This is a genomic window from Hypericibacter adhaerens (genome assembly GCF_008728835.1).
In the GTDB taxonomy this organism is placed as follows: Bacteria; Pseudomonadota; Alphaproteobacteria; order Dongiales; family Dongiaceae; genus Hypericibacter; species Hypericibacter adhaerens.
In genome coordinates this window covers 5,679,577-5,698,577 of the sequence record NZ_CP042582.1, presented here as the reverse complement: position 1 = coordinate 5,698,577, position 19,001 = coordinate 5,679,577, and the positions used below count along the sequence as shown (strand labels likewise).

General features: G+C 68.3%; 21 protein-coding genes and 1 tRNA gene. 8 read left to right on the top strand and 14 right to left on the bottom strand.

Features of this window, described 5'->3' with window-relative positions; genetic code table 11:
* Positions 1-16 precede the first annotated feature (16 nt).
* Both FRZ61_RS25565 and FRZ61_RS25560 read left to right on the top strand, forming a co-directional pair.
* On the top strand, positions 17-1,210 hold the full coding sequence (locus FRZ61_RS25565) for an acetyl-CoA acetyltransferase (protein WP_151120469.1): 1,194 nt from the start codon (positions 17-19) through the stop codon (positions 1,208-1,210).
* 47 nt (positions 1,211-1,257) lie between these two features.
* Positions 1,258-1,650 carry a DUF427 domain-containing protein gene (locus FRZ61_RS25560; RefSeq protein WP_225309007.1) on the top strand — a complete coding sequence of 131 codons (393 nt, stop codon included), beginning with the start codon at positions 1,258-1,260 and terminating at the stop codon, positions 1,648-1,650.
* Here FRZ61_RS25560 and alkB read toward each other — a convergent pair.
* Positions 1,647-2,321 carry a DNA oxidative demethylase AlkB gene (alkB, locus tag FRZ61_RS25555; protein ID WP_151120468.1) on the bottom strand — a complete coding sequence of 225 codons (675 nt, stop codon included), beginning with the start codon at positions 2,319-2,321 and terminating at the stop codon, positions 1,647-1,649. The genes FRZ61_RS25560 and alkB overlap by 4 nt on opposite strands.
* Before the next feature lie 277 nt (positions 2,322-2,598).
* Here alkB and FRZ61_RS25550 point away from each other — a divergent pair, with 277 nt between their 5' ends.
* Positions 2,599-4,740 carry an adenylate/guanylate cyclase domain-containing protein gene (locus FRZ61_RS25550; protein ID WP_151120467.1) on the top strand — a complete coding sequence of 714 codons (2,142 nt, stop codon included), beginning with the start codon at positions 2,599-2,601 and terminating at the stop codon, positions 4,738-4,740.
* 13 nt (positions 4,741-4,753) lie between these two features.
* Here FRZ61_RS25550 and FRZ61_RS25545 read toward each other — a convergent pair whose 3' ends face one another.
* Entirely contained in the window at positions 4,754-5,782 is a 1,029-nt protein-coding gene (locus tag FRZ61_RS25545; protein WP_151120466.1) for an LLM class flavin-dependent oxidoreductase, read from the bottom strand.
* Positions 5,783-6,030: 248 nt separating this feature from the next.
* The gene (locus FRZ61_RS25540) at positions 6,031-6,780 is read right to left on the bottom strand and encodes a 3-oxoacyl-ACP reductase family protein (protein ID WP_151120465.1); all 750 of its coding nucleotides are present in this window, start codon (positions 6,778-6,780) and stop codon (positions 6,031-6,033) included.
* A gap of 101 nt (positions 6,781-6,881) precedes the next feature.
* Here FRZ61_RS25540 and FRZ61_RS25535 point away from each other — a divergent pair, with 101 nt between their 5' ends.
* Both FRZ61_RS25535 and FRZ61_RS25530 read left to right on the top strand, forming a co-directional pair.
* A complete protein-coding gene (locus FRZ61_RS25535) occupies positions 6,882-7,484 on the top strand; it encodes a TetR/AcrR family transcriptional regulator (protein WP_151120464.1) in 603 nt (200 codons plus the stop codon).
* Between the two features lie 92 nt (positions 7,485-7,576).
* Complete coding sequence (locus FRZ61_RS25530) at positions 7,577-8,146, top strand: hypothetical protein (RefSeq protein ID WP_151120463.1); 570 nt, start codon at positions 7,577-7,579, stop codon at positions 8,144-8,146.
* Positions 8,147-8,161: 15 nt separating this feature from the next.
* Here FRZ61_RS25530 and FRZ61_RS25525 read toward each other — a convergent pair whose 3' ends face one another.
* From FRZ61_RS25525 to FRZ61_RS25505, 5 genes are all read right to left on the bottom strand, one after another.
* Positions 8,162-9,193: a membrane dipeptidase gene (locus tag FRZ61_RS25525; protein WP_151120462.1), complete on the bottom strand. Its 1,032-nt coding sequence runs from the start codon at positions 9,191-9,193 to the stop codon at positions 8,162-8,164.
* 118 nt (positions 9,194-9,311) lie between these two features.
* Positions 9,312-9,647: a c-type cytochrome gene (locus tag FRZ61_RS25520; protein ID WP_151120461.1), complete on the bottom strand. Its 336-nt coding sequence runs from the start codon at positions 9,645-9,647 to the stop codon at positions 9,312-9,314.
* 12 nt (positions 9,648-9,659) lie between these two features.
* Positions 9,660-10,895, bottom strand: a complete 1,236-nt coding sequence (locus tag FRZ61_RS25515) for a molybdopterin-dependent oxidoreductase (protein ID WP_151120460.1) — start codon at positions 10,893-10,895, stop codon at positions 9,660-9,662.
* Positions 10,896-11,132: 237 nt separating this feature from the next.
* On the bottom strand, positions 11,133-11,849 hold the full coding sequence (locus FRZ61_RS25510; protein ID WP_151120459.1) for an LrgB family protein: 717 nt from the start codon (positions 11,847-11,849) through the stop codon (positions 11,133-11,135).
* A complete protein-coding gene (locus tag FRZ61_RS25505) occupies positions 11,821-12,243 on the bottom strand; it encodes a CidA/LrgA family protein (protein WP_151120458.1) in 423 nt (140 codons plus the stop codon). Before FRZ61_RS25505 ends, FRZ61_RS25510 begins: the two co-directional genes overlap by 29 nt.
* 90 nt (positions 12,244-12,333) lie before the next feature.
* Here FRZ61_RS25505 and FRZ61_RS25500 point away from each other — a divergent pair, with 90 nt between their 5' ends.
* Complete coding sequence (locus tag FRZ61_RS25500; protein ID WP_151120457.1) at positions 12,334-13,218, top strand: LysR family transcriptional regulator; 885 nt, start codon at positions 12,334-12,336, stop codon at positions 13,216-13,218.
* A 175-nt stretch (positions 13,219-13,393) separates the two neighbouring features.
* Positions 13,394-14,173 (top strand): alpha/beta fold hydrolase, encoded by a 780-nt coding sequence (locus tag FRZ61_RS25495; RefSeq protein WP_151120456.1) that lies wholly within the window; start codon positions 13,394-13,396, stop codon positions 14,171-14,173.
* On the opposite strand, the gene FRZ61_RS25490 is transcribed toward FRZ61_RS25495, so the two are convergent.
* The 5 genes from FRZ61_RS25490 to FRZ61_RS25470 all read right to left on the bottom strand — a co-directional run bounded on the left by FRZ61_RS25490 (position 14,145) and on the right by FRZ61_RS25470 (position 17,520).
* Entirely contained in the window at positions 14,145-14,783 is a 639-nt protein-coding gene (locus FRZ61_RS25490) for a hypothetical protein (protein ID WP_151120455.1), read from the bottom strand. The two genes, FRZ61_RS25495 and FRZ61_RS25490, sit on opposite strands and share 29 nt — an antisense overlap.
* Before the next feature lie 132 nt (positions 14,784-14,915).
* A complete protein-coding gene (locus FRZ61_RS25485) occupies positions 14,916-15,536 on the bottom strand; it encodes a TMEM175 family protein (RefSeq protein ID WP_191909206.1) in 621 nt (206 codons plus the stop codon).
* A 40-nt stretch (positions 15,537-15,576) separates the two neighbouring features.
* Positions 15,577-16,359, bottom strand: a complete 783-nt coding sequence (locus FRZ61_RS25480) for a 2OG-Fe(II) oxygenase (RefSeq protein WP_151120453.1) — start codon at positions 16,357-16,359, stop codon at positions 15,577-15,579.
* On the bottom strand, positions 16,359-16,889 hold the full coding sequence (locus FRZ61_RS25475; protein ID WP_151120452.1) for a methylated-DNA--[protein]-cysteine S-methyltransferase: 531 nt from the start codon (positions 16,887-16,889) through the stop codon (positions 16,359-16,361). The genes FRZ61_RS25480 and FRZ61_RS25475 overlap by 1 nt, the downstream gene beginning before the upstream one ends.
* A 181-nt stretch (positions 16,890-17,070) precedes the next feature.
* On the bottom strand, positions 17,071-17,520 hold the full coding sequence (locus FRZ61_RS25470) for an ester cyclase (RefSeq protein WP_151120451.1): 450 nt from the start codon (positions 17,518-17,520) through the stop codon (positions 17,071-17,073).
* A gap of 222 nt (positions 17,521-17,742) precedes the next feature.
* On the opposite strand from FRZ61_RS25470, the gene ada reads away from it, so the two are divergent.
* Positions 17,743-18,873, top strand: a complete 1,131-nt coding sequence (ada, locus tag FRZ61_RS25465) for a bifunctional DNA-binding transcriptional regulator/O6-methylguanine-DNA methyltransferase Ada (protein ID WP_151120450.1) — start codon at positions 17,743-17,745, stop codon at positions 18,871-18,873.
* Positions 18,874-18,891: 18 nt separating this feature from the next.
* Here ada and FRZ61_RS25460 read toward each other — a convergent pair.
* Positions 18,892-18,966, bottom strand: a tRNA-Gly gene (locus FRZ61_RS25460).
* Positions 18,967-19,001: the final 35 nt, after the last annotated feature.

Sequence of the window (19,001 nt, the reverse complement as noted above, 5' to 3'; positions counted from 1 at the left end):
CCGGGAGCAATCGGACATGAACGGCAGGACCGCCGATCACACGGATCCCATCACGATTCTCGGCTGGGGTCATACCCGCTTCGGCAAGCTCGGCGACCAGACGCTCGAAAGCCTGATGGGGGCCGCGGCCCGCGAGGCGCTGGAACATGCGCAGGTCGAGGCCCGCGACATCGACGAGGTCGTGGTCAGCCACTTCAACCAGGGCATGGATCCGCAGGGTTTCCCTGCCTCCCTGCCGATCCAGGCGCTGCCGGGCTTGCGCTACAAGCCGGCGACACGGGTGGAGAATGCCTGCGCCAGCGGCTCGGCCGCCATCCAGCAGGGCCTCAAATCCATCGCCGCCGGCAGCGCCCGGCTGGTGCTGGTGGTGGGTGCCGAGAAGATGACGTCGAATTCAGGTCCCGACATCCAGAAGGCGCTGGCCTCGGCCAGCTATGTCGCCGAGGAGGGCGGGCCCGACGCCTCCTTCGCCGGCATCTTCGCCCAGATCGCGCAGCTCTATTTCCAGCGCTATGGCGACAAGTCCGACGCGCTGGCCAGGATCGCCGCCAAGAACCACGGCTATGGCGCGCTCAATCCGCTGGCCCATCTGCAGAAGGATCTGGGCTACGAGTTCTGCCGCAAGGTGAGTGCGGAGAATCCGCTGGTGGCGCCGCCGCTCCGGCGCACCGATTGCTCGATGGTCTCCGACGGCGCCGCCGCGATCGTGCTGGCTTCATCGGGCCTGGCGGAGACCCGCGACCGCGAGATCCGCATCCGCGCGACCGCGCATGTGAACGACGCGCTGCCCATGAGCGGGCGGGACATGACCTTCCTCGAAGGGGCCGCGCGGGCCTGGAAGCTGGCCCTGGCGCGCGCCGGCCTCGCGCTCGACGATCTCGATTTCGCCGAGAGCCATGACTGCTTCACCATCGCCGAGCTGATGCAGTACGAGGCGATGGGCCTGGCCAAGCCGGGCCGCGGCGCCGATCTGCTCGAGGAGGGCGCCACTTCCTTGGGCGGCCGCCTGCCGGTCAATCTCTCGGGCGGGCTCAAGGCCAAGGGCCATCCGATCGGCGCCACCGGCGTGTCGATGCACGTGATCGCCGCCCGCCAGCTCGCGGGCGAGCCCCTGGGCGCCAAGGCCGACGGCGCCCGCCTCGGCGGCATCTTCAACATGGGCGGCGCCGGCGTGGCGAACTACTGCTCGATCCTGGAGCGGGTGCGCTGAGCGTCCGCGCCAGGCCGATTGTGCGACCAACGATGGAGGACATCATCGTGGCGAACGCTCAAGCCAAGACCAAGACGATGAAGCTGCCGGGCCCCGATCATCCGATCACGATCGAGCCCAACCCGCGGCCGGTCCGCGTCACCTGGAACGGCCAGGTGATCGCCGAAACGAAACGCGCGCTGACGCTGCAGGAGGCCGCTTACGACCCGGTCCAGTACATCCCGCGTGCCGATGTGAAAATGGCGCTCCTCGCGCGCACCGATCATCACAGCTACTGCCCCTACAAGGGCGATGCGTCCTATTACAGCATCGAGGCCGGCGGCCGGCGCGCCGAGAACGCGGTCTGGAGCTACGAGGCGCCCTATGACGCGATGGCCAGCATCAAGGGCCATCTCGCCTTCTACCCCGATCGCGTCTCGATCGAGGAGCTGCCGGGCTAGAGCGCCTTGCGCAGGGTCAGGTTGTAGCGATAGGGGCCGGCCAGGGGATCGCTGCCCTCGGCCAGGAGATCGACCCCGTGATAGCGGTGGCGGGCCGGCCCGCCCCAGACCACCACATCGCCGCTTTCCAGGCGCAGCCGCATCGGCTTGCGGTTGCGCTGCTCGCCGCCGAACAGGAACACCGCCGGCAGCCCCAGCGAGACCGAGACGATCGGCTGGGAGAAATCGCGTTCGTCCTTGTCCTGGTGCAAGGAGAGCTTCGTGCCCGGCTCGTAGCGGTTGACCAGGCAGGCATCGGGCTCGAACCCGGGAAACCCCGCGGCCTTGGCGGCACCGACCGCGAGCGCCACGAAGATCGGCGGCAGCGGTGGCCAGGCCAGGCCCGTCTGCGGATCGGTCTGGCTGTAGCGATAGCCGGCACGGTCGGTGACCCAGCCGACCGTCCCGCAATTGGTCATGGCCACTGACATCGCATGGCCGCCGGGCGTGACCATCCGGCGGAACGGCGCCTGCTGCGCCACATGCTCGATCGCCTGCAGCAGCGCCGGCAGGCTGGCATGGACGAAGCCCTGCAGCAGCGCCGCACCCGGCGCGAGCGGCCGCACGCTGCCCTGGCGCGGCGGCGGCGCGCCGGCAAAAAGATCGGCGAGAGCGAGCCTGCTGTGCTTCATGGAGTGGCGTTGATCCCGATGCAGGCGATCATCATCGCCGGCCTCCCCTCTCGACATCAAGGGTGTCGCCCGGCACTGGCGGCTCGATGACCGCGCTCGAGGCGGCGGCGCACCCGGCCGGACGGCCGCGCGCCGCCCTCAAGCTCTAGAACCTGCGGCGGCGGGAGGCACCCCGGTTCTTGCGGAGCCGGCCGCTGTCCGGCCGGGGGCCGTCTCGTCACGGCGCCGGCGGCATGTTATCGGTGGTTCCCGATCCGGCCGTTCCTGGGGATTCCTCGTGGCGAAGCCGCCGGCCCGCGACCCTCGCGCCCTGCCGCTCCAGGCGATCCTGACCCTGCTGTTCGTCACCATCATCGTGGCGACGATCGGCGGCTTGGTGCTTTACAGCCATGAGCGGCTCGCGCGCATCGCCGAAGACGAGGCGCGAGGCAATTTCGACCGGGTCTCCGACGGCATCGATGCGATCACGGCGCGTGCCGTCAGGACCGCCCAGGTCTTTCTCGAGACCGCCGCGCTGAGCCTCGACACGGAGGCACCGCCCGACCGCCTGGCGCCGCTGCTGACCCGGCTGCTGCAGCAGGTGGAGCAGCTGAACCCCTCGGTCACCGGCCTCAACCTCGGCAAGGCCAATGGCCGCTTCTTCGCCGTGTTCGATCTGAGCCGCGGCCTGCCGTCCGAGCTCCAGCGGATCGCGACCGACAAGGCCGCCTTCGCGGTCCGGATGGGGACGCAGACGGGTCCCGGGGCCGGCGAGGGCGCGGCGGCGCGTTGGATGCTGCTCGACAAGGATTTGAACAGCCTCGCCACCACCGCCCTGGCCTGGACCGACTACGATCCCCGGCTGCGGCCCTGGTACCAGGATGCCCTCCGGGCCCGGCGGGTCGTGCTGACCGCCCCCTACCAGTTCCGGCCCCTGCCCATCATGGGCATCACCATGGCGCAGCCGCTGGAGCGGCCGGCGGGGGACGTGCTGGCGATCGATGTCGAGCTCGGCGATCTCGGCCGGCAGATGGGCCTGCTGCGGCAGTCGCCGGAGATGGAGCTCTTCATCTTCGACCGCCAGGGCAACCTGATCGCCCATCCCGACGCCGAGCAGTTGCGCATGGAGGTCAACCCCAGCGCACCCGAAGCGCTGGTTCCCATCGGGCTGCTCAAGTCGCCGCGCCTGCGGGCGCTCTATGACAGCTACCAGCAGGATCCTTCACCTGCGGACCGGCTGGTGACGATCGAGGGCCGCCCCTATCTCGCGCGGTTCGAGCCGAGCAGCGGATCGGTCGACACGCTGACCACGGCCATGGCCTATCCCTACGACCTGATCCTGGGGCCGGCCGACCACTTGCGCACGCGGCTGCTGCTGGTCGGGCTGGCGGCGATCGTGGTGGGTGCCGTCCTCGTCATGCTGGTCTCGGGCCGGGTGACGCGGCCCTTGCGCGAGCTCAGGACCGACGTGGCGCGGATCATGCGGTTCGATTTCGAGGAGCCGCCGATGCGCCGTTCGCGCATCGGCGAGATCATGGCGCTCGACGGCGCGGTCGCGGCGATGCGCGCCGGCTTGCGCCAGTTCTCGCGCTATGTGCCGGGCCAGCTGGTGCACAACATCCTGGCGCACCGTCTCCAGCCGGAGCTGGGCGGCAGGCGCCAGCCCCTCACCGTCCTCTTCACCGACGTGGCGGGCTTCACCAGCTTGGCCGAGACCCTCGATCCCGAGCAGCTGACGCGGATGACATCGCGCTATTTCAGCGAGGCCGGCGCCGCCCTGGTCGAGGCGGGCGGCACGATCGACAAATATCTGGGCGATTCGATCATGGCCTTCTGGAACGCGCCCGTGGCCCAACCCGATCATGTCCGCCAGGCCTGCCTCGGCGCGCTCGCCGCGGCGGCGCGCATCGAGCGGCTCAACGAGGCCTTCGCCAGCGAATCCATCCCTGCCATGCCCACGCGGTTCGGCCTGCATACGGGCGAGGTCGTGGTCGGCACGATCGGCTCGATCGACCGCATGAACTACACGGCCATGGGCCATGTGGTGAATCTCGCCTCGCGCATCGAGGGCCTCAACAAGCGGTACGGCACGATGCTGCTGGCGAGCGACGCGGTCCGCCGGGGTGCGGGCGAGGAATTCCTGTTCCGCTTCGTCGATTCCGTGATCCCGGTGGGCGCGACCGAGCCCATCCGGCTCTACGAGCTCCTGGGCCTGCGCGACCAGCGGCCCCGCGATCTCGAGCCGCTCGCGCGCTGGGAAAGCGCCTGTGGCCGCTATTACGCGCGGGACTGGGACGGGGCCTTGGCGCTCTTCGATGGCATCCTGGCCACCTGGCACGGCGACCGGCTGGCGCTGCTCTACCGCGACCGCGCGCTCCGCTATCGGCAGGACCCGCCGCCGCCCGACTGGAAAGGCGTGGAGCGGGCCGAGACGAAATGACGCCCGGGGCGACTTAGCTGCGGGCCGAGCGGGCCGCGTTCTTGGCCGGTGCCGCCATCTGGTCGCGGATTTCGGCCACGATCTCGAAGCTGCGCAGCCGCGCCTGATGATCGTAGATCTGGGCCGTGATCATCAGCTCCTCCGCCTTCGTCCTGTCGATGAAGGCCTCGAGCCCGCTTCGCACCGTCTCGCGCGAGCCGACCACGGCCTCGGCGAGCGCGCGGTCGATGCCGGCCTGCTCCATCGGCGTCCAGTGGCCCTCACTGCTGTCGAGCGGCGGCTGGAGCGGGGTCGGGTGGCCGCGGCGCAGATTGACGAACTGCTGCTCCAGCGAGGTGAAGAGACGCCGGGCCTCGGCGTCGCTCTCGGCCGCGAAGACATTGAGGCCCAGCATCGCGTAGGGCTTCTCCAGCACGTCGGAGGGCTGGAACTGCCGGCGATAGATGTCGAGCGCCTCCATCATCAGGTCGGGCGCGAAATGGGAGGCGAAGGCGAAGGGCAGGCCCAGGATCGCGGCGAGCTGCGCGCTGAAGAGGCTCGAGCCCAGGAGCCAGATCGGCACATTGAGGCCGACCCCGGGCACGGCGCGCACCGTCTGGCCCGGCTCCTCGGGCGCCAGGAGCTTCTGCAGCTCCACCACGTCGCGGGGGAACTGGTCGTCGGAGGCCTGGAGGTTGCGCCGCAGCGCCCAGGCCGTGCGCTGGTCGGTGCCGGGCGCGCGACCCAGGCCCAGATCGATGCGGCCGGGAAAGAGCGATTCCAGCGTGCCGAACTGCTCCGCGATCACGAGCGGCGCATGGTTGGGCAGCATGATGCCGCCCGAGCCCACGCGGATGGTCTTGGTCGCGGCCGCGACATGGGCGATCACGATCGCGGTCGCGGCGCTGGCGATGCCCGGCATGTTGTGATGTTCCGCCAGCCAGTAGCGCTTATAGCCCCAGCGCTCCGCATGGCGCGCCAGATCGGCCGAATTGTGGAAGGCGTCCGCGGCGGTCCCGCCCGCGCAGATCGGCGACAGATCCAGCACTGAAAATGGAATCATGAGGAACTCCCGTGCGGGGCCCGGGGATCGGCCCGCCCGCTTCAATCTGGCGTTTCGCGACGGCGGTGCAAGCCCTCGCCCGGCCGCTTCCCCGAAGCCTCTCGGGGGTTTTCGCCCCTCACGGCCTCGGCCCGCAACAGCGAAGATGGATTGACCCGGTCCCGATCGGGGTTATGGACCCGGGAGGCGGCGGCCCCGAACCGGCTTCGAGGCCCGGTGGGGAACCGGAACCTCGAAGCCAGGCGGCCTCAGGCGGTCAGGCCGCCATCGACGTTGAGCGTGGCGCCGGTGATGTAGCTCGCCTCGGGGCCGGCGAGAAAAGCCACGGCGGAGGCGACCTCCTCCGCGCGGCCGTAGCGGCCGAGCGCGGTCAGAGCGGTGAGCGTGGGCGCGAAATCGCTGCTCGCCGGATTCATGTCGGTATCGATCGGCCCGGGCTGGATCGTATTGACCGTGATGCGCTTGGACCCGAAATCGCGGGCCCAGCCGCGCGTATAGGCGGCGACGGCGGCCTTGCTGGCGGAATAATCGGCGAGCCCCGGGAAGGGCGTGCGGTCGCCCACGATGGAGCCGATCGAGATGATGCGGCCGCCCTCGCGGATGAGCCGGCTCGCGGCGCGAACCGCCGAGGCGACGCCGTTCACGTTGACCGCGATCTGGTGGTCGAAGCCCGCGATCTGGTTCGCACTGGCGCCGACCTCGCCCGTGACGAAGACGCCGGCGCTGTTGATCAGGATGTCGAGCCCGCCGAACCGCTCCGCCACCTGCTTCACCAGGCTCTCCACCTGCGCCGGATCGGCCTGGTCGGCCTTGAAGGCGAGCGCACGCACGCCCTTCGCCTTCAGCTCCTTGACGACGGCCTCGGCCTTGTCGGCGGAGACCGCATAGCTGATGGCGATATCGGCCCCATCCTCGGCCAGGCGGCGGGCGATCGCCGCACCGATGCCGCGCGATCCGCCGGTCACCAGCGCCACCTTGCCCGAAAGCGGTTTGGTCATAGCCAGTCTCCTCGAAGGGTTAATTATGTAACGATTGGCACAGATATTGGGAGGCTGGACGGTGGCCGTCAAGTGCATTATATAATGATCGGCACAAAATTATGGAAACGACCGTCAAAGCCAAGGGACGCCCGCGGGCCTTCGATACCGACGAAGCGCTGGAACGTGCGTTGCACCTGTTCTGGCGCCAGGGCTATGAAGGCACCTCGATGGCCGACCTGACCGAGGCCATGGGCATCAGCTCGCCCAGCCTCTATGCCGCGTTCGGCAACAAGGAAGCCCTGTTCCGCCAGGCGCTCGACCGCTATGTGAGCCTCCATGCCTGTTTCCTCGAGCAGGCGCTCGCGGCGCCGACGGCGCGCGAGACGGCGGCGGCGATCCTGGAACGTTCGGTCGAGTTCATGACCCGGCGGGGCCAGCCCAGAGGCTGCCTGACCGTCCAGGGAGGCATCACGGGCGGCGAAGCGGCCGAGCCGATCAAGCGCGCGCTGACCCTGTGCCGCCACGAGACCGAGGTCGCCCTGCGCAAGCGGTTCGAGCGCGCGGTGGCCGAGGGCGATCTCCCGGCCGATGCCGATCCGGCGGCGCTCGCCTGCTACCTCATGACGATCAATCAGGGGCTGTCGGTGCAGGCGGTCTCGGGCGCCAGCCGCGCGGAGCTGGCCAAGGTGGCCGAGATCGCGTTGCGGGCCTGGTCCGTCTAGGACCTTTTTCTCGCGCCCCTCGCATCGTCTGCGATGCGCCAGCGTCCTCGCCCCGCTATCCTGGAAACGGGTGGCTGGTTTGGAGGTGGGCGATGGAAGCGGGGCCGGCGTTCCATGCCGCCATGACCCGGGCCCTCAAGCGCGAGGGCTTCGCGGGCGGGCATGTCTGGGTGGGCTGCCGCGAGGGGCGGCTCGATCTCATCGGCGAAAGCGGCGGGCAGATCCGGATCGCGCCTAAGGAGGTCGCGCGGCTGCGCATCGGCTACGAGGAGACCAAATATCGGAAGCTGCACCAGATGCTGATCTGGCGACAGGGTGTCGCCCAGCCGCTGAATCTTGCGCCGCTCGGCGAGCACGGGGCCCACTATGCCGCCACGGTGCGGGCCTTCGCGGCGGATCTGGCGGCCGAGGGCAAGCTCGCCGCGATCGAGCGTGGCACATCCCGCTTCTCGGCGGTGCTGGGGCCTGTGCTGATGGCGATCCCCGCCTTCGGCGCGCTCGCGATCTCGATCTTCGTGCTGGAGGAGGAGCCCTGGTGGGGCCGGATGATCGTGCCCGCGGTTCCGCTCGCGATCTTCGCCCTGTTGCTCTGGCTCTGCTTCGCGCGCCACATGCCGCGGCCGATCCAGAGCCTGATGGAGCTGGACAAGCAGCTGCCGTGACCGGCGCGGCTGCCGCTATTTCCAGACAGCCCGGGCGACGCGCAGGAAATTCTCGCCGAGCACCTTGCGGATATCCGCCTCCGACCAGCCGCGCGCCAAGAGCCGGTCGGTGATCTCCGGCAGCTGCGACGGTTCGGCGACCCGGAGATGCTCGCTATAGCCTTCGCTCGCCGGCCAGTAATGCGGATTGAGCCCGCTCAGGTCGTTGAGCGGATCCTCCTCGCCGCTCGAGGGCGCATAGTCGAGCCCGATGCCGACATGATCGGCCCCGACCAGGTCGGCGACATAGGCGATGCAATCCACCATCGTCTCGGTCGTGGCCCGGCGGTCGGGAAGGAAGAGGCCGATGCCGTTGATGCCGACGACGCCCCCGGTGCGCGCGCAGGCGCGGATCTGCTCGTCGACGATATTGCGGCCATGGACGCGCAGGGCCTTGGGATTGGAATGCGAGAAGATGGCCGGAGCCGCGGCGGCCTCGAGCACCGCCATGCTGGTGCGATAGCCGGTGTGGGAGCAATCGACCATCATGCCGACGCGGTTCATCTCCTCGATGACGCGGCGGCCGAACGCGGTCAGGCCCTGGTCCTCGTCATGGCAGCCGCCGCCGGCGAGGTTGTTCCGGTTATAGGCGAAGAGCATCTGGCGCACGCCGAGGCGATAGAAGAGCGACACCATGTAGGCTTCGCCGTCGAGCGCGTTCATGCCCTCGAGATCGAAGGTGATCGCCATCTTGCCGGCGTGCTTCGCGGCCGGGATGTCCTCGGCGCGGCGAACCAGCACGAAACGGTCGGGATGCTTCTCGAACCAGGTGATGAAGGCGGCGATGTTCTTCACCGCCTGCTGCCAGGTCAGCACGTCATAGCCGACATCGATCGAGAGATAATCGATCCCGGCCGCCCGCCAGGCCTGCAGCATCTCGAGATCGACCGAGGGATCGGGACCGAATCCGGCATGGTTGTCCCAGACCAGCGCGTCGCGATGCAGCCGCCGCGCGGCCTCCGAGACCTTCCACAGCGAGGCCGGGGAGATCGCCGGCGCGTCGGGCATGATCGAGTCTCCCGCATGATCGACAGAAGGGGCGTCTGCGCCGCAGGCAAGACCCGCAGCCTCGCCACAATAGCCCGCCCGGGAGGGAACGCAAACCGGCGCCGCCACCCGTCTTGTCCTAGGGAGAGGTGCCTTTGAGCCGGGTCAGATAATCGACGATCGCCTCGACGTCGCCGGGATCCACCGGCGCCTTGTAGACAGCGATCATCTTGTTGACCTCGGCGGCCCAAGCCGCCTTCGACAAGGCCGGTTGATTCAGCACCATGCCGACGGAATGACAGGCGAGGCAATTGTTGTTGATCGCGTCGGCGCTGGCGCCGCCCGGAAAGGTCCGGTCGCTGTCCGGAAGATCGACCGACACCGATCTCAGGACGAAGGGCGTATCGGCATGAAGCATGAAGGGCAGAAGCGCCGTGCCGAACAGGATCGTCGCAGAGAACAGCAAGCGCCGCATGGCTGGATCTCCTCAGGCCGCGACAAGATCGGTGGTTTCGATGACATTGCGCATGAAGCCGGCGGGGTTCCAATTCGGCGTGTCGGGCTGGGCCTCGCCGTTGGCGTTCGTGCAGCGCAGCTTCACCGCATAGGATCCGGGCGAGGGCAGCGTGATGCGGGCCTGCCATTGCCGGAAGCCGTATTTGCCCTCGTCCTTGCCGAGCTGAGCCGGTTGCCAGCTCTTGCCGCCATCGATCGAAAGGTCCACGCCGGCCACGCCGCAGTCGCCGCCGAAGGCGATGCCGCGCAGCGGCGTGGGCTCACCGGCGGCGACCGAGGTGCCGGAGACCAGGTTGGTGACGAAGGAGCGCGGCACCATGCGGTTGATCGGGACCATGGTCACGCCGGTCTGGCCCGGCGTCATGTTCGCATGGGGCGTGTCGGGAATGGTGTAGGCGGTCTTGGTCCAGTAATTCGTGTCGAGCTGGTCCAGCACCTCGATGTCGCTCAGCATCTTGACCCAGTAGGTCGCATACCATCCCGGCACCACCAGGCGCAGCGGAAAGCCGTTCACCAACGGCAACTGATCGCCGTTCATCGCATAGGCGATCATGACCTCGCCGTTGCGCGCGTGGTCGATGGCGAGCGACTTCATGAAGGCAGGCGCTTCGTCGACGACCGGCTCGTCCAGCCCGCGGAAGCGCACCTGCACGGCGCCGGACTTGACGCCGGCGCGATCGAGCACGTCCTTGAGGCGCACGCCCGCCCAAAGCGCATTGCCCATCGCGCCGTTGGCCCATTGCCCGCCCGGCACGCGCGGCTGGAACAGGCCCCGCGAATTGCCGGAACATTGATTGACCGCGGCCAATTCCACGCGCGGGAACCCGCCGAGGATGTCCTGCAGCGAGAGCGAGAGCTCCTGATTCACCTGGCCATGAACCTTGAGCCTGAAGCTGTCGACGCTCACCTCGGTCGGGATGATCGCCCAGTGCCAGCGCACATAGAACTGGTCGTTCGGGGTAAACACCCCCTTGTCGAACACCTCCCAGGGCGTTTCCAACAGGGGCGGGCGCGTGCGTTGCAGAATCATCTCGCCCTTCTGCGGAAAGGCCGTCGTGAGGGACCGCTCGCCGGGACCGCCGGGAAGCTTCAGGTCGACCGTAGATTGCGCCCGGGCGGGCGCCGACAGGAGGGCGGCGGCGCCCATGCCGGCCAGCCCGAGCAAGCGGCGCCTCGTCACGCGAAGAAGTTCGCTGCGGCTTGCCATCGATGACATTCCGTACCCCATCTGTTGCCGGCGCGAGAGAGGCGGCCGGCCGATATCGTCAAGGCAGGATCCGGCGGAACCCGGCGGCCCGCGTTTCTCAACGCCGATGCAATTGTCTTCGATGGCGGATCCGGGTGCCGAGCATGAAACACTCCGATTAGAACGATCGGATCGTTCCAATCGCGGCGATCGATTCAGCCGCGGGTCCGCGACGGCGGGCCTGCGGCTTTGGTCGATTCACGCTCGCAGGCAGTAAGCCAGCAGCGGTGCCGCCAGCACGTTGAAGAGGCCGACCAGCACCATGACCAGGCCCGCGATCGAGCCTTCCTCGGGGCCGATCTCGTGCGCCTTGGCGGTGCCGGCGCCGTGCGCGCCCATGCCCAGGAGCGCGCCGCGCGCGAGCGCCGAGCGGATCGGCAGGCGTACCAGCATGATCTCGCCGAGCGCCGCGCCCAGCACGCCGGTCACCATCACGAACACCGCCGTCAGGTCCGGCACGCCGCCGATATCGCCGGAGACCGTCATGGCGAAGGGCGTGCTCATCGAGCGCGGCAGCAGGCTGAGCCGCAGGCTGCCATCGAGCCCGAGCAGGCTCGCCAGGCCCCAGGCGGACAGCATGGCGGTCATGCTGCCGGCCGTCACGCCGATCAGGAGGACCGGCCAATGGCGGCGGATGAGCGCGCGCTGCTCGTAGATCGGCAGGGCGAAGGCGACGGTCGCAGGACCGAGCAGCGCCATCAGCCAATGGGTGGCGCGGCTGTAGTCGCGATAGCCGGCATGCAGGGCCAGGACGATGACGATCAGGAGCAGCGGCGTCACGGTCAGCGGCGACAGCCACCAGTGCCGCCAGCGGCGGTAGAGAATCTTCGACGCCCAATAGAGCCCGATCGTCGCGGCGGACCAGAAGACCGCCTGCAGCAGCGGGTCACTCCACCAGGGGGCGAGCCGCTCCATGGCCTGATGTCCAGCGATAGCAGAGATCGACGGTGAAGGCCGTGACCAGCATGACGGTCAGGGTGCCGAAGACGATCACGGCCAGGATCTTGAGGCCGAGCAGACCGAGGAGCTCGCGATGGTCGAGCACCGCCAGCACGGCCGGGATGAAGAAGAGCAGCATCTCCGCCAGGAACCAGCGGGCGCCCCGCTGCAGGCTCACGGGGCTGACCCGGCCGCTCGCCAGCAGCGCCAGCACGATCAGCATGCCGACGATGCCGCCGGGCAGGGGCAGGCCGGCCACGCGGACCAGGGCTTCTCCCGCCAGCCAGAAGGCGAGCAGCAAGCCGATCTGCAGCAGCCGGTTCCGGTGAACCAGCCGGCGGAAGGGGATCACGAGGCTGCGTGCGGCCATGGGGTTGTCCTCCGCCTCCTAATCTATGTCGCAGCGCAGCATGATAAAAATGAATTGATTGAATTGAACCTATTCCAGTATGGAATATTCATGGAGCTCCGGACGCTGCGCGCTTTCGTCGAGGTCGTGCGCCAGGGCGGCTTTTCGCAGGCCGCCAAGGCGGTGTTCGCGACGCAGTCGACGGTCAGCAAGGCGGTGAAGCAGCTCGAGGACGAGCTCGGCATGCCGCTGCTCGACCGCATCGGCCATCGCAGCCGGCTGACCGCGGCGGGCGAGGTGGTCCATCGCCGCGCGCTCAAGATCCTCGCCGAGCGCGACGATCTCGTCGCCGAGCTGGGCGAGCTCCGGGGCCTCAAGCGGGGCACGCTGCGCCTCGGCCTGCCGCCGGTCGGCAGCAGCACGCTGTTCGCGCCGCTCTTCGCGGTCTATCGCAGCCGCTATCCCGGCATCGAGATTCGCCTGGTGGAACATGGCGCCACGCGGCTCGAGGAGATCCTGCAAGCGGGCGAGATCGACCTGGCGGCCTCGCTGCTGCCGGTGTCCGACGATTTCGGCTGGCAGGATGTCAGGAGCGAGCCGCTGATGGCGCTGCTGCCCGTGCGCCATGCCCTCGCGCGCAACAGCCACGTCGATCTGCTGAGCCTCAAGGACGAGCCCTTCATCCTGTTCGAGTCGGGCTTCGCGCTGAACCGCGTCATCCTGGACGCCTGCCATCGGCGCAGCTTCGAGCCCGTGATCGCCGCGCGCTCGAGCCAGATCGACTTCATCGTCGAGCTGGCCGCGGCGGGGCTCGGCATCGCCTTCCTGCCGCGGATGATCGCCCGGCAGCGCAGCCATCCGGCCGTCCGCCCCGTGCTGCTCGACGAACCGCTGACGGACTGGCATATCGCCATGATCTGGCGGCGCGAGGGATTCCTCTCCCATGCGGCTCGCGCCTGGCTCACTCTCGCCGCCGAGCACCGGACCGAGGGCTGAACGCGCTGCGAAGGCAGCGCGGGCGCGGATATTTTCTCGGCGGTTTCGGAATAGTCTCCGCAACCGCGGCAAGGACGCCGCGCATCGATGCGGCCAGATTCCGGGTCATGCCCTGAACCCGCATGCCCCGCGCGATCGATCCATCGGTCCGCCCGGCGCGGAAGGAGATCCGATCATGACGATGACCCGCCGCCGCTTCACCGCCGCCCTTGGCGCCGGCGCCGCCGCGACGCTGGTCGCGGACCGCAGCCAGGCCGCGGCCGCCACACCCCTCAAGGCCCGCAACGTGGTGCTCGCGCACGGGCTCTTTGCCGATGGGTCCTGCTGGTCCGAGGTGATCGCCCGGCTGCAGGCGGTTGGCCTCGATGTCACGGCCGTGCAGAATCCGCTGACGACACTTCCCGACGCAGTCGCCGCGGTCGAGCGCGTACTGGCGCGGCAGGACGGTCCGACGGTCCTGGTCGGCCATTCCTTCTCGGGCATGCTCGTCACCGAAGCGGGCGTGCATCCGAACGTCTCGGCCCTGGTCTATGTCGCGGCGCGGGCGCCGGATGCGGGCGAGGATTACACGGCGCTCGCCAAGACCTATCCCACGCCGCCCGCGACGGCCGGCATCGTCTTCGACGGCGATGAGGGACGCCTGAGCGAGGAAGCCTTCCTGCGCGATTTCGCGGGCGATATCCCGGCAACCAAGGCGAAGGTGCTCTATGCCGTCCAGCAGCCCTTCCAGAAGGCGCTGCTCGCCGGCAAGACCACGCAGGCGGCCTGGCGCTCGAAGCCCAGCTTCTATGCCGTCTCGACGGAAGACCGGACCATCAACCCCGACCTCGAGCGCTTCATGGCCAAGCGCATGGGCGCCAAGGCCATCGAGCTGAAGGCGAGCCACCTGTCGCTGATCTCGCATCCCGACAGGATCGCGCGGCTGATCATCGAGGCGGCGAGCTTGCAGAGCTGAGAGCGCCGCGTTGAAGCTTCCCGGCGAGATCGCTCGATAGGGGCGATCTATCCCGGGTCGCCGCGGCGATTTCGAGGATGCTGCCGCACCGATCCCTGTTGAGAACGAAGAACCGGCCGGTCGCCTGATCGAAGCCGACATCGTCGGCACCGACGCCGGCCATCGCGGCAAAGCTCGACCGCCCATTCTCGATCACCGCGTCGCACATCGCTTCGATGATATCGGCGACAGCCCGCCCGACCGGACCGATATCGCCCCGGCTCAATGGAATCGGCGAGGGCCTGGGCGTCTGCAGAACCGCCGGAAGGGTGGCGCTGTAATAGAGGCGGAGCCGCGGAAACGGAATCCCGAGACGCGCCGTCACCAGCCCCGCGAAATGGCCGGAAAACCAGCCCTTCCCATAATCCCTCATGCCGAGAACGATCGTGACGGTGCCGCCGGCATCGAATCGGAGGGCCCATTTCCGGCCAGTCGGGAGGAGCGGGCTCGCGGTGATGGTCTCGACAGTGAGGTTTCCGGCGCCTGCGCCCTGGGCAAACGCGACCCCACCCGGGCAAGCGACATTCGTCTCGTCTTTCGGAAGCGGCGGCTCCGTGGCGGTGATGTCCATGGTGAAGCGATCCTCGATGAGAGAGACCCGGTCATCGTCACCCTCGTCATTGCCAGGGAGCGCCGGCCGCAGAACTCCGGTTCTTGCGCTGAAGTCGGATTCGCCGTTCGTCCGGGCACCCGCACCAACCCGTCATGCCGGGGAATGAATGCCCTGGCTGGTCCAGGCGTAGTAGCCGACCACGAAGATGAAGATCCCGACCGCGAGAAACGGGTGGACGAACCAGCCCAGCGCGGCCGCCACGGCATAGAGCAGGATGCCCGCGGCCGGCCGCAGGATCTGCGATTCGAAGAGGGTTGCCGGCAGATGCGGCTTCACGAGCTCAGGGTGGCGGTGCAAATGCGGAAAGACCGGCAGCCACGCCGCCGACATCAGCCCCGCGATCAAGGCGTAAAGCACCACCGCCGCCTTCTGGTCCGCGAGGTCGCCGTCGCGGAAGGCGCCGGCCAGCACGCCTGTCGGAAACGGGATCAGGGCGGCGGTGCCGATGATGCCGAGATTGATCCAGTTGAGCGCCAGATCCACCTTGCAGAGGCGCTCGAACATGTAGTGATGATTGAGCCAGATGACGTCCACATAGACGAATGCCACCGCATAGGCGAGGTAGGAGGACCACTCCGCCAGGAGCTCTTCCCCCAGTCTTCCCGGTGCCGCGTTCGGGCGATGAATCTCCAGGACGAGCAGCGTGATGACGATCGAGAAGGCCGCGTCACTGAAGCCTTCCAGGCGGCGCGTCTCGGGAAGAGCGGGCACGCGCACCTCTCGCGCTTCATCAAGGGCAAGCGGCGGGGCGTCAGGCGGCATCGTGGAAGATCACGCCGACCGTGTGCCGCTTGCCCGAGCGCAGCGCGCTGACGCCGTGATTCAGCTTCACCTGATAGTCGCCGCGCGTCCCTTTCATGGGGCGGCTGTTGACCGCGAAGATGGCGGCATCGCCCTTCCCGAGCGGCAGGACCATGGCACGGGTCTGCATGCGGGGACGCTGCTCGGTCATCACGAACTCGCCGCCCTCGAAATCCTCGCCCGGCCGGTCCAGCAGGATCGCGATCTGGAGCGGAAAGACATGCTCTCCGTAGAGGTCGCGATGGAGGCAGTTATAGTCCTCCGGCGCATATTCGAGCAGCAGCGGCGTGGGACGGGTCTGGCCCGCCCGACGGCAGCGTTCGAGGAACGCCACATGATCCGGCGGGAAGCGGACCTCCTTGCCCATGCGCTCGTGCCATTGGTTGGCGATCGGCACGAGATGGGGATAAGCGGCCGTTCTCAGCGCCTGGATCAGGGGCGGCAGCGGGTAGTTGAAATATTTGTACTCGCCCCGGCCGAAACCGTGCCGCGCCATGATCACATGGCTGCGGAAGCCTTGCTCCTGATGATAGAGACCCGCGATGAGGTCGGCCTCGGCATGCCTCAGGAGCTTCGGCAAGACGGCCCACCCCTGAGCATCGAGATCCGCCTGGACTTTGCTCCAGTCCACGCCGTCCAGCCGGGACCGAATGGCCGCCGCATTCGCGGTCGATTCGGTCCCGGCGGAAGCGCCGGCGCTCTTGCTCCGCGCCTTGCGTGGAGGACGTGCCATCACGCGACGCCTTCCCTGTTGATCAGGCGCCGCTTGCGCTGCACGCCCCAGCGATAGCCCGAGATCGAGCCGTCGGACTTCACGACGCGGTGGCAGGGCACGGCGACCGCGATGCGATTGGCCGCGCAAGCGGCACCGACCTCCTGGGCCGTGGCTGCGATCGGCAGGCTCTGTGCGATCGCGCCGTAGGTACGTGTCTCGCCGGCGGGTATCGCCTGCAGCGCATTCCAGACGGCCAGTTCCTGAGGCGAGCCGCGCAGATCGAGCGCCAGGTCGGTGCCGAGATGCGGTGCATCGACAAGCGCCACGGCCTTGGCGACGGTTTCCGCGAGGCCGGCCTGGTCGAGAACGAGCTCGGCTTCGGGAAAGACGTCCTTCAGGTCGCGCTGCAGCCTGGCGCGGTCGTCGCCGATGAAGAGGGCGACGACGCCGCGCGGGCTCTGGGCGACCAGGACCGCGCCGAGCGCGCTGTCGCCATAGCCGAAACGCAAGGCTTCCGGCGCGGCGGCGGTGAGGGTTTGTGTCGTCATAGCGGGGCTCCTTTCATGTCAGGCCCCCAAGATGGAGGTTCGCGCCTGTGCCGACACTCCGGCCCTTGCTTTCAAATTTATTCTTCCAGAGCGACGAACGGCGGCCATCGGCCCCGCATTCCGCAAGAGACCCCACGAGCGAAGGGAGCCGCCGTTCCGGCGAACGACGGCTCCCCGGCGATCACGCGGTGCGAAGCAGCTTGAGCTGGGTCAGGCAGGCGACCCCGTCATCCAGGCCGATCTCCTCGACGATCTTGCCGTCCTTGAGCTTGAGGACGGTGACGCCGGTGAAATGCATCTTCCGGCCCGTGTTGGCGGGCAGGCTGCCGGCGAGGAAATCCTTGAAGGCGGGGCCGGTGTGGGTGCCGCCGCCTTCCCACCGGCCGACGACATGGTCGCCCTCGGCGATGAGGTCGGCCGTGCCCCAGAAATTGAGATCGGGGAACGCCGCCCGGAAATCGGTCATGAAGGCCTTGATGTCCTCGCGACCTTTCCGCGGCTCATGCAGCGAGTATTTCAGCAGCATGTCCGGCGCGGCGATCTTGTCGACCACGCTCAGGTCGCCGTTTTCGCCCCAGAAGTCGGTGAACCAGCGGCCGACGATGGCCTTGTTGTCGTCTTGCAAGCTCATGCGGATACCTCTCGATGGTTGCTTCACCAGCCGCCGGTCGGTCCCGGCGGCCTTGTGGCATCTGCGTAGCCGGCTCATGACGCGCGCAAACTCCGGTTCTTGCCGCCCTATCGAAACCGGGACGCCGCCATGCCCGGATTTAAAAGCAAGACCCGGGAAGCGCAGCGGGGCCGGCCGCGGCAGCATGGCGCGAGCGGCTCGCATCAGGGACGATGAACCAACATGACGACAACGGTCACGGCGCTTCGGAATTCGGCGCAGCCATCGGTGGCGGAGGATCCGCGCTGGGCGCGGATCGTCGCCCGCGACAAAACGGCGGACGGCCGGTTCTGGTACTCGGTTTCCACCACCGGGGTCTATTGCCGGCCCTCCTGTCCCTCGCGCACGGCCAACCCCGGGAACGTCCAGCTCCACGACTCGCTGGCGGGCGCCAGGGCCACCGGCTTCCGGCCCTGCAAGCGGTGCCATCCCGACGGCCCGTCGATCGAGGCCGAGAATGCGGTCCTCGTCGCGAGAGCCTGCCGGATCATCGAAGAGAGCGAAGAGGAACCGTCGCTGGAGACGCTGGCGGAGGCGGTGGGGCGCAGCCCGAGCTATTTCCACCGGCTGTTCAGGGCCGTCACCGGTGTCACGCCCAAGGGCTATGCCGCCGCGCGGCGCGCGATGAAGCTTCAGGAAGGGCTGACCTCAGGCAGCAGCGTCACCGCGGCGATCTATGACGCGGGCTTCAATTCGAGCGGGCGCTTCTACGAGAAATCGACCGACATGCTCGGCATGACTCCTTCCCGGTATCGCGCGGGCGGTGCCGACGAGGAGATCCGGTTCGCGGTCGGCCAGACCTCGCTGGGCGCCATCCTGGTCGCCTCGAGCCGGAAGGGCGTCGCGGCCATCCTGCTCGGCGACGATCCGGATCGGCTCCTGCGCAACCTGCAGGACCGTTTCCCGAGAGCGCATCTCATCGGCGCCGATCGCGAGTACGAAGCCCTGGTGGCGCAGGTGGTCGGGTTCGTCGAGGCGCCGCGGCTCGGCCTGGATCTTCCCCTCGACGTTCGCGGCACGGCGTTCCAGCAGCGCGTGTGGCAGGCGTTCCGGGAAATTCCCGCCGGCACGACGGTATCCTATGCCGAGATCGCGCGGCGCGTCGGCGCGCCGGGGGCCGTGCGCGCGGTGGCGGGAGCCTGCGCCGCGAACAATCTGGCCGTCGCCATCCCCTGCCACCGCGTCGTTCGGCAGGACGGCTCGCTCTCCGGCTATGCCTGGGGTGTCGAGCGCAAGCGCGCCCTGCTCGAGCGCGAGAGCGCAAGACCCGGTGCGCAAAAGCGGCCAAGCCCCGAAGGGCCGGTCTCTGGCTGATGGGTTTGGAGAGAAAACTGGAGCGGGCGAAGGGATTTGAACCCTCGACCCCAACCTTGGCAAGGTTGTGCTCTACCCCTGAGCTACGCCCGCATCCGTTCGGGTACCTGGCGGCACCGGCCCTTCAG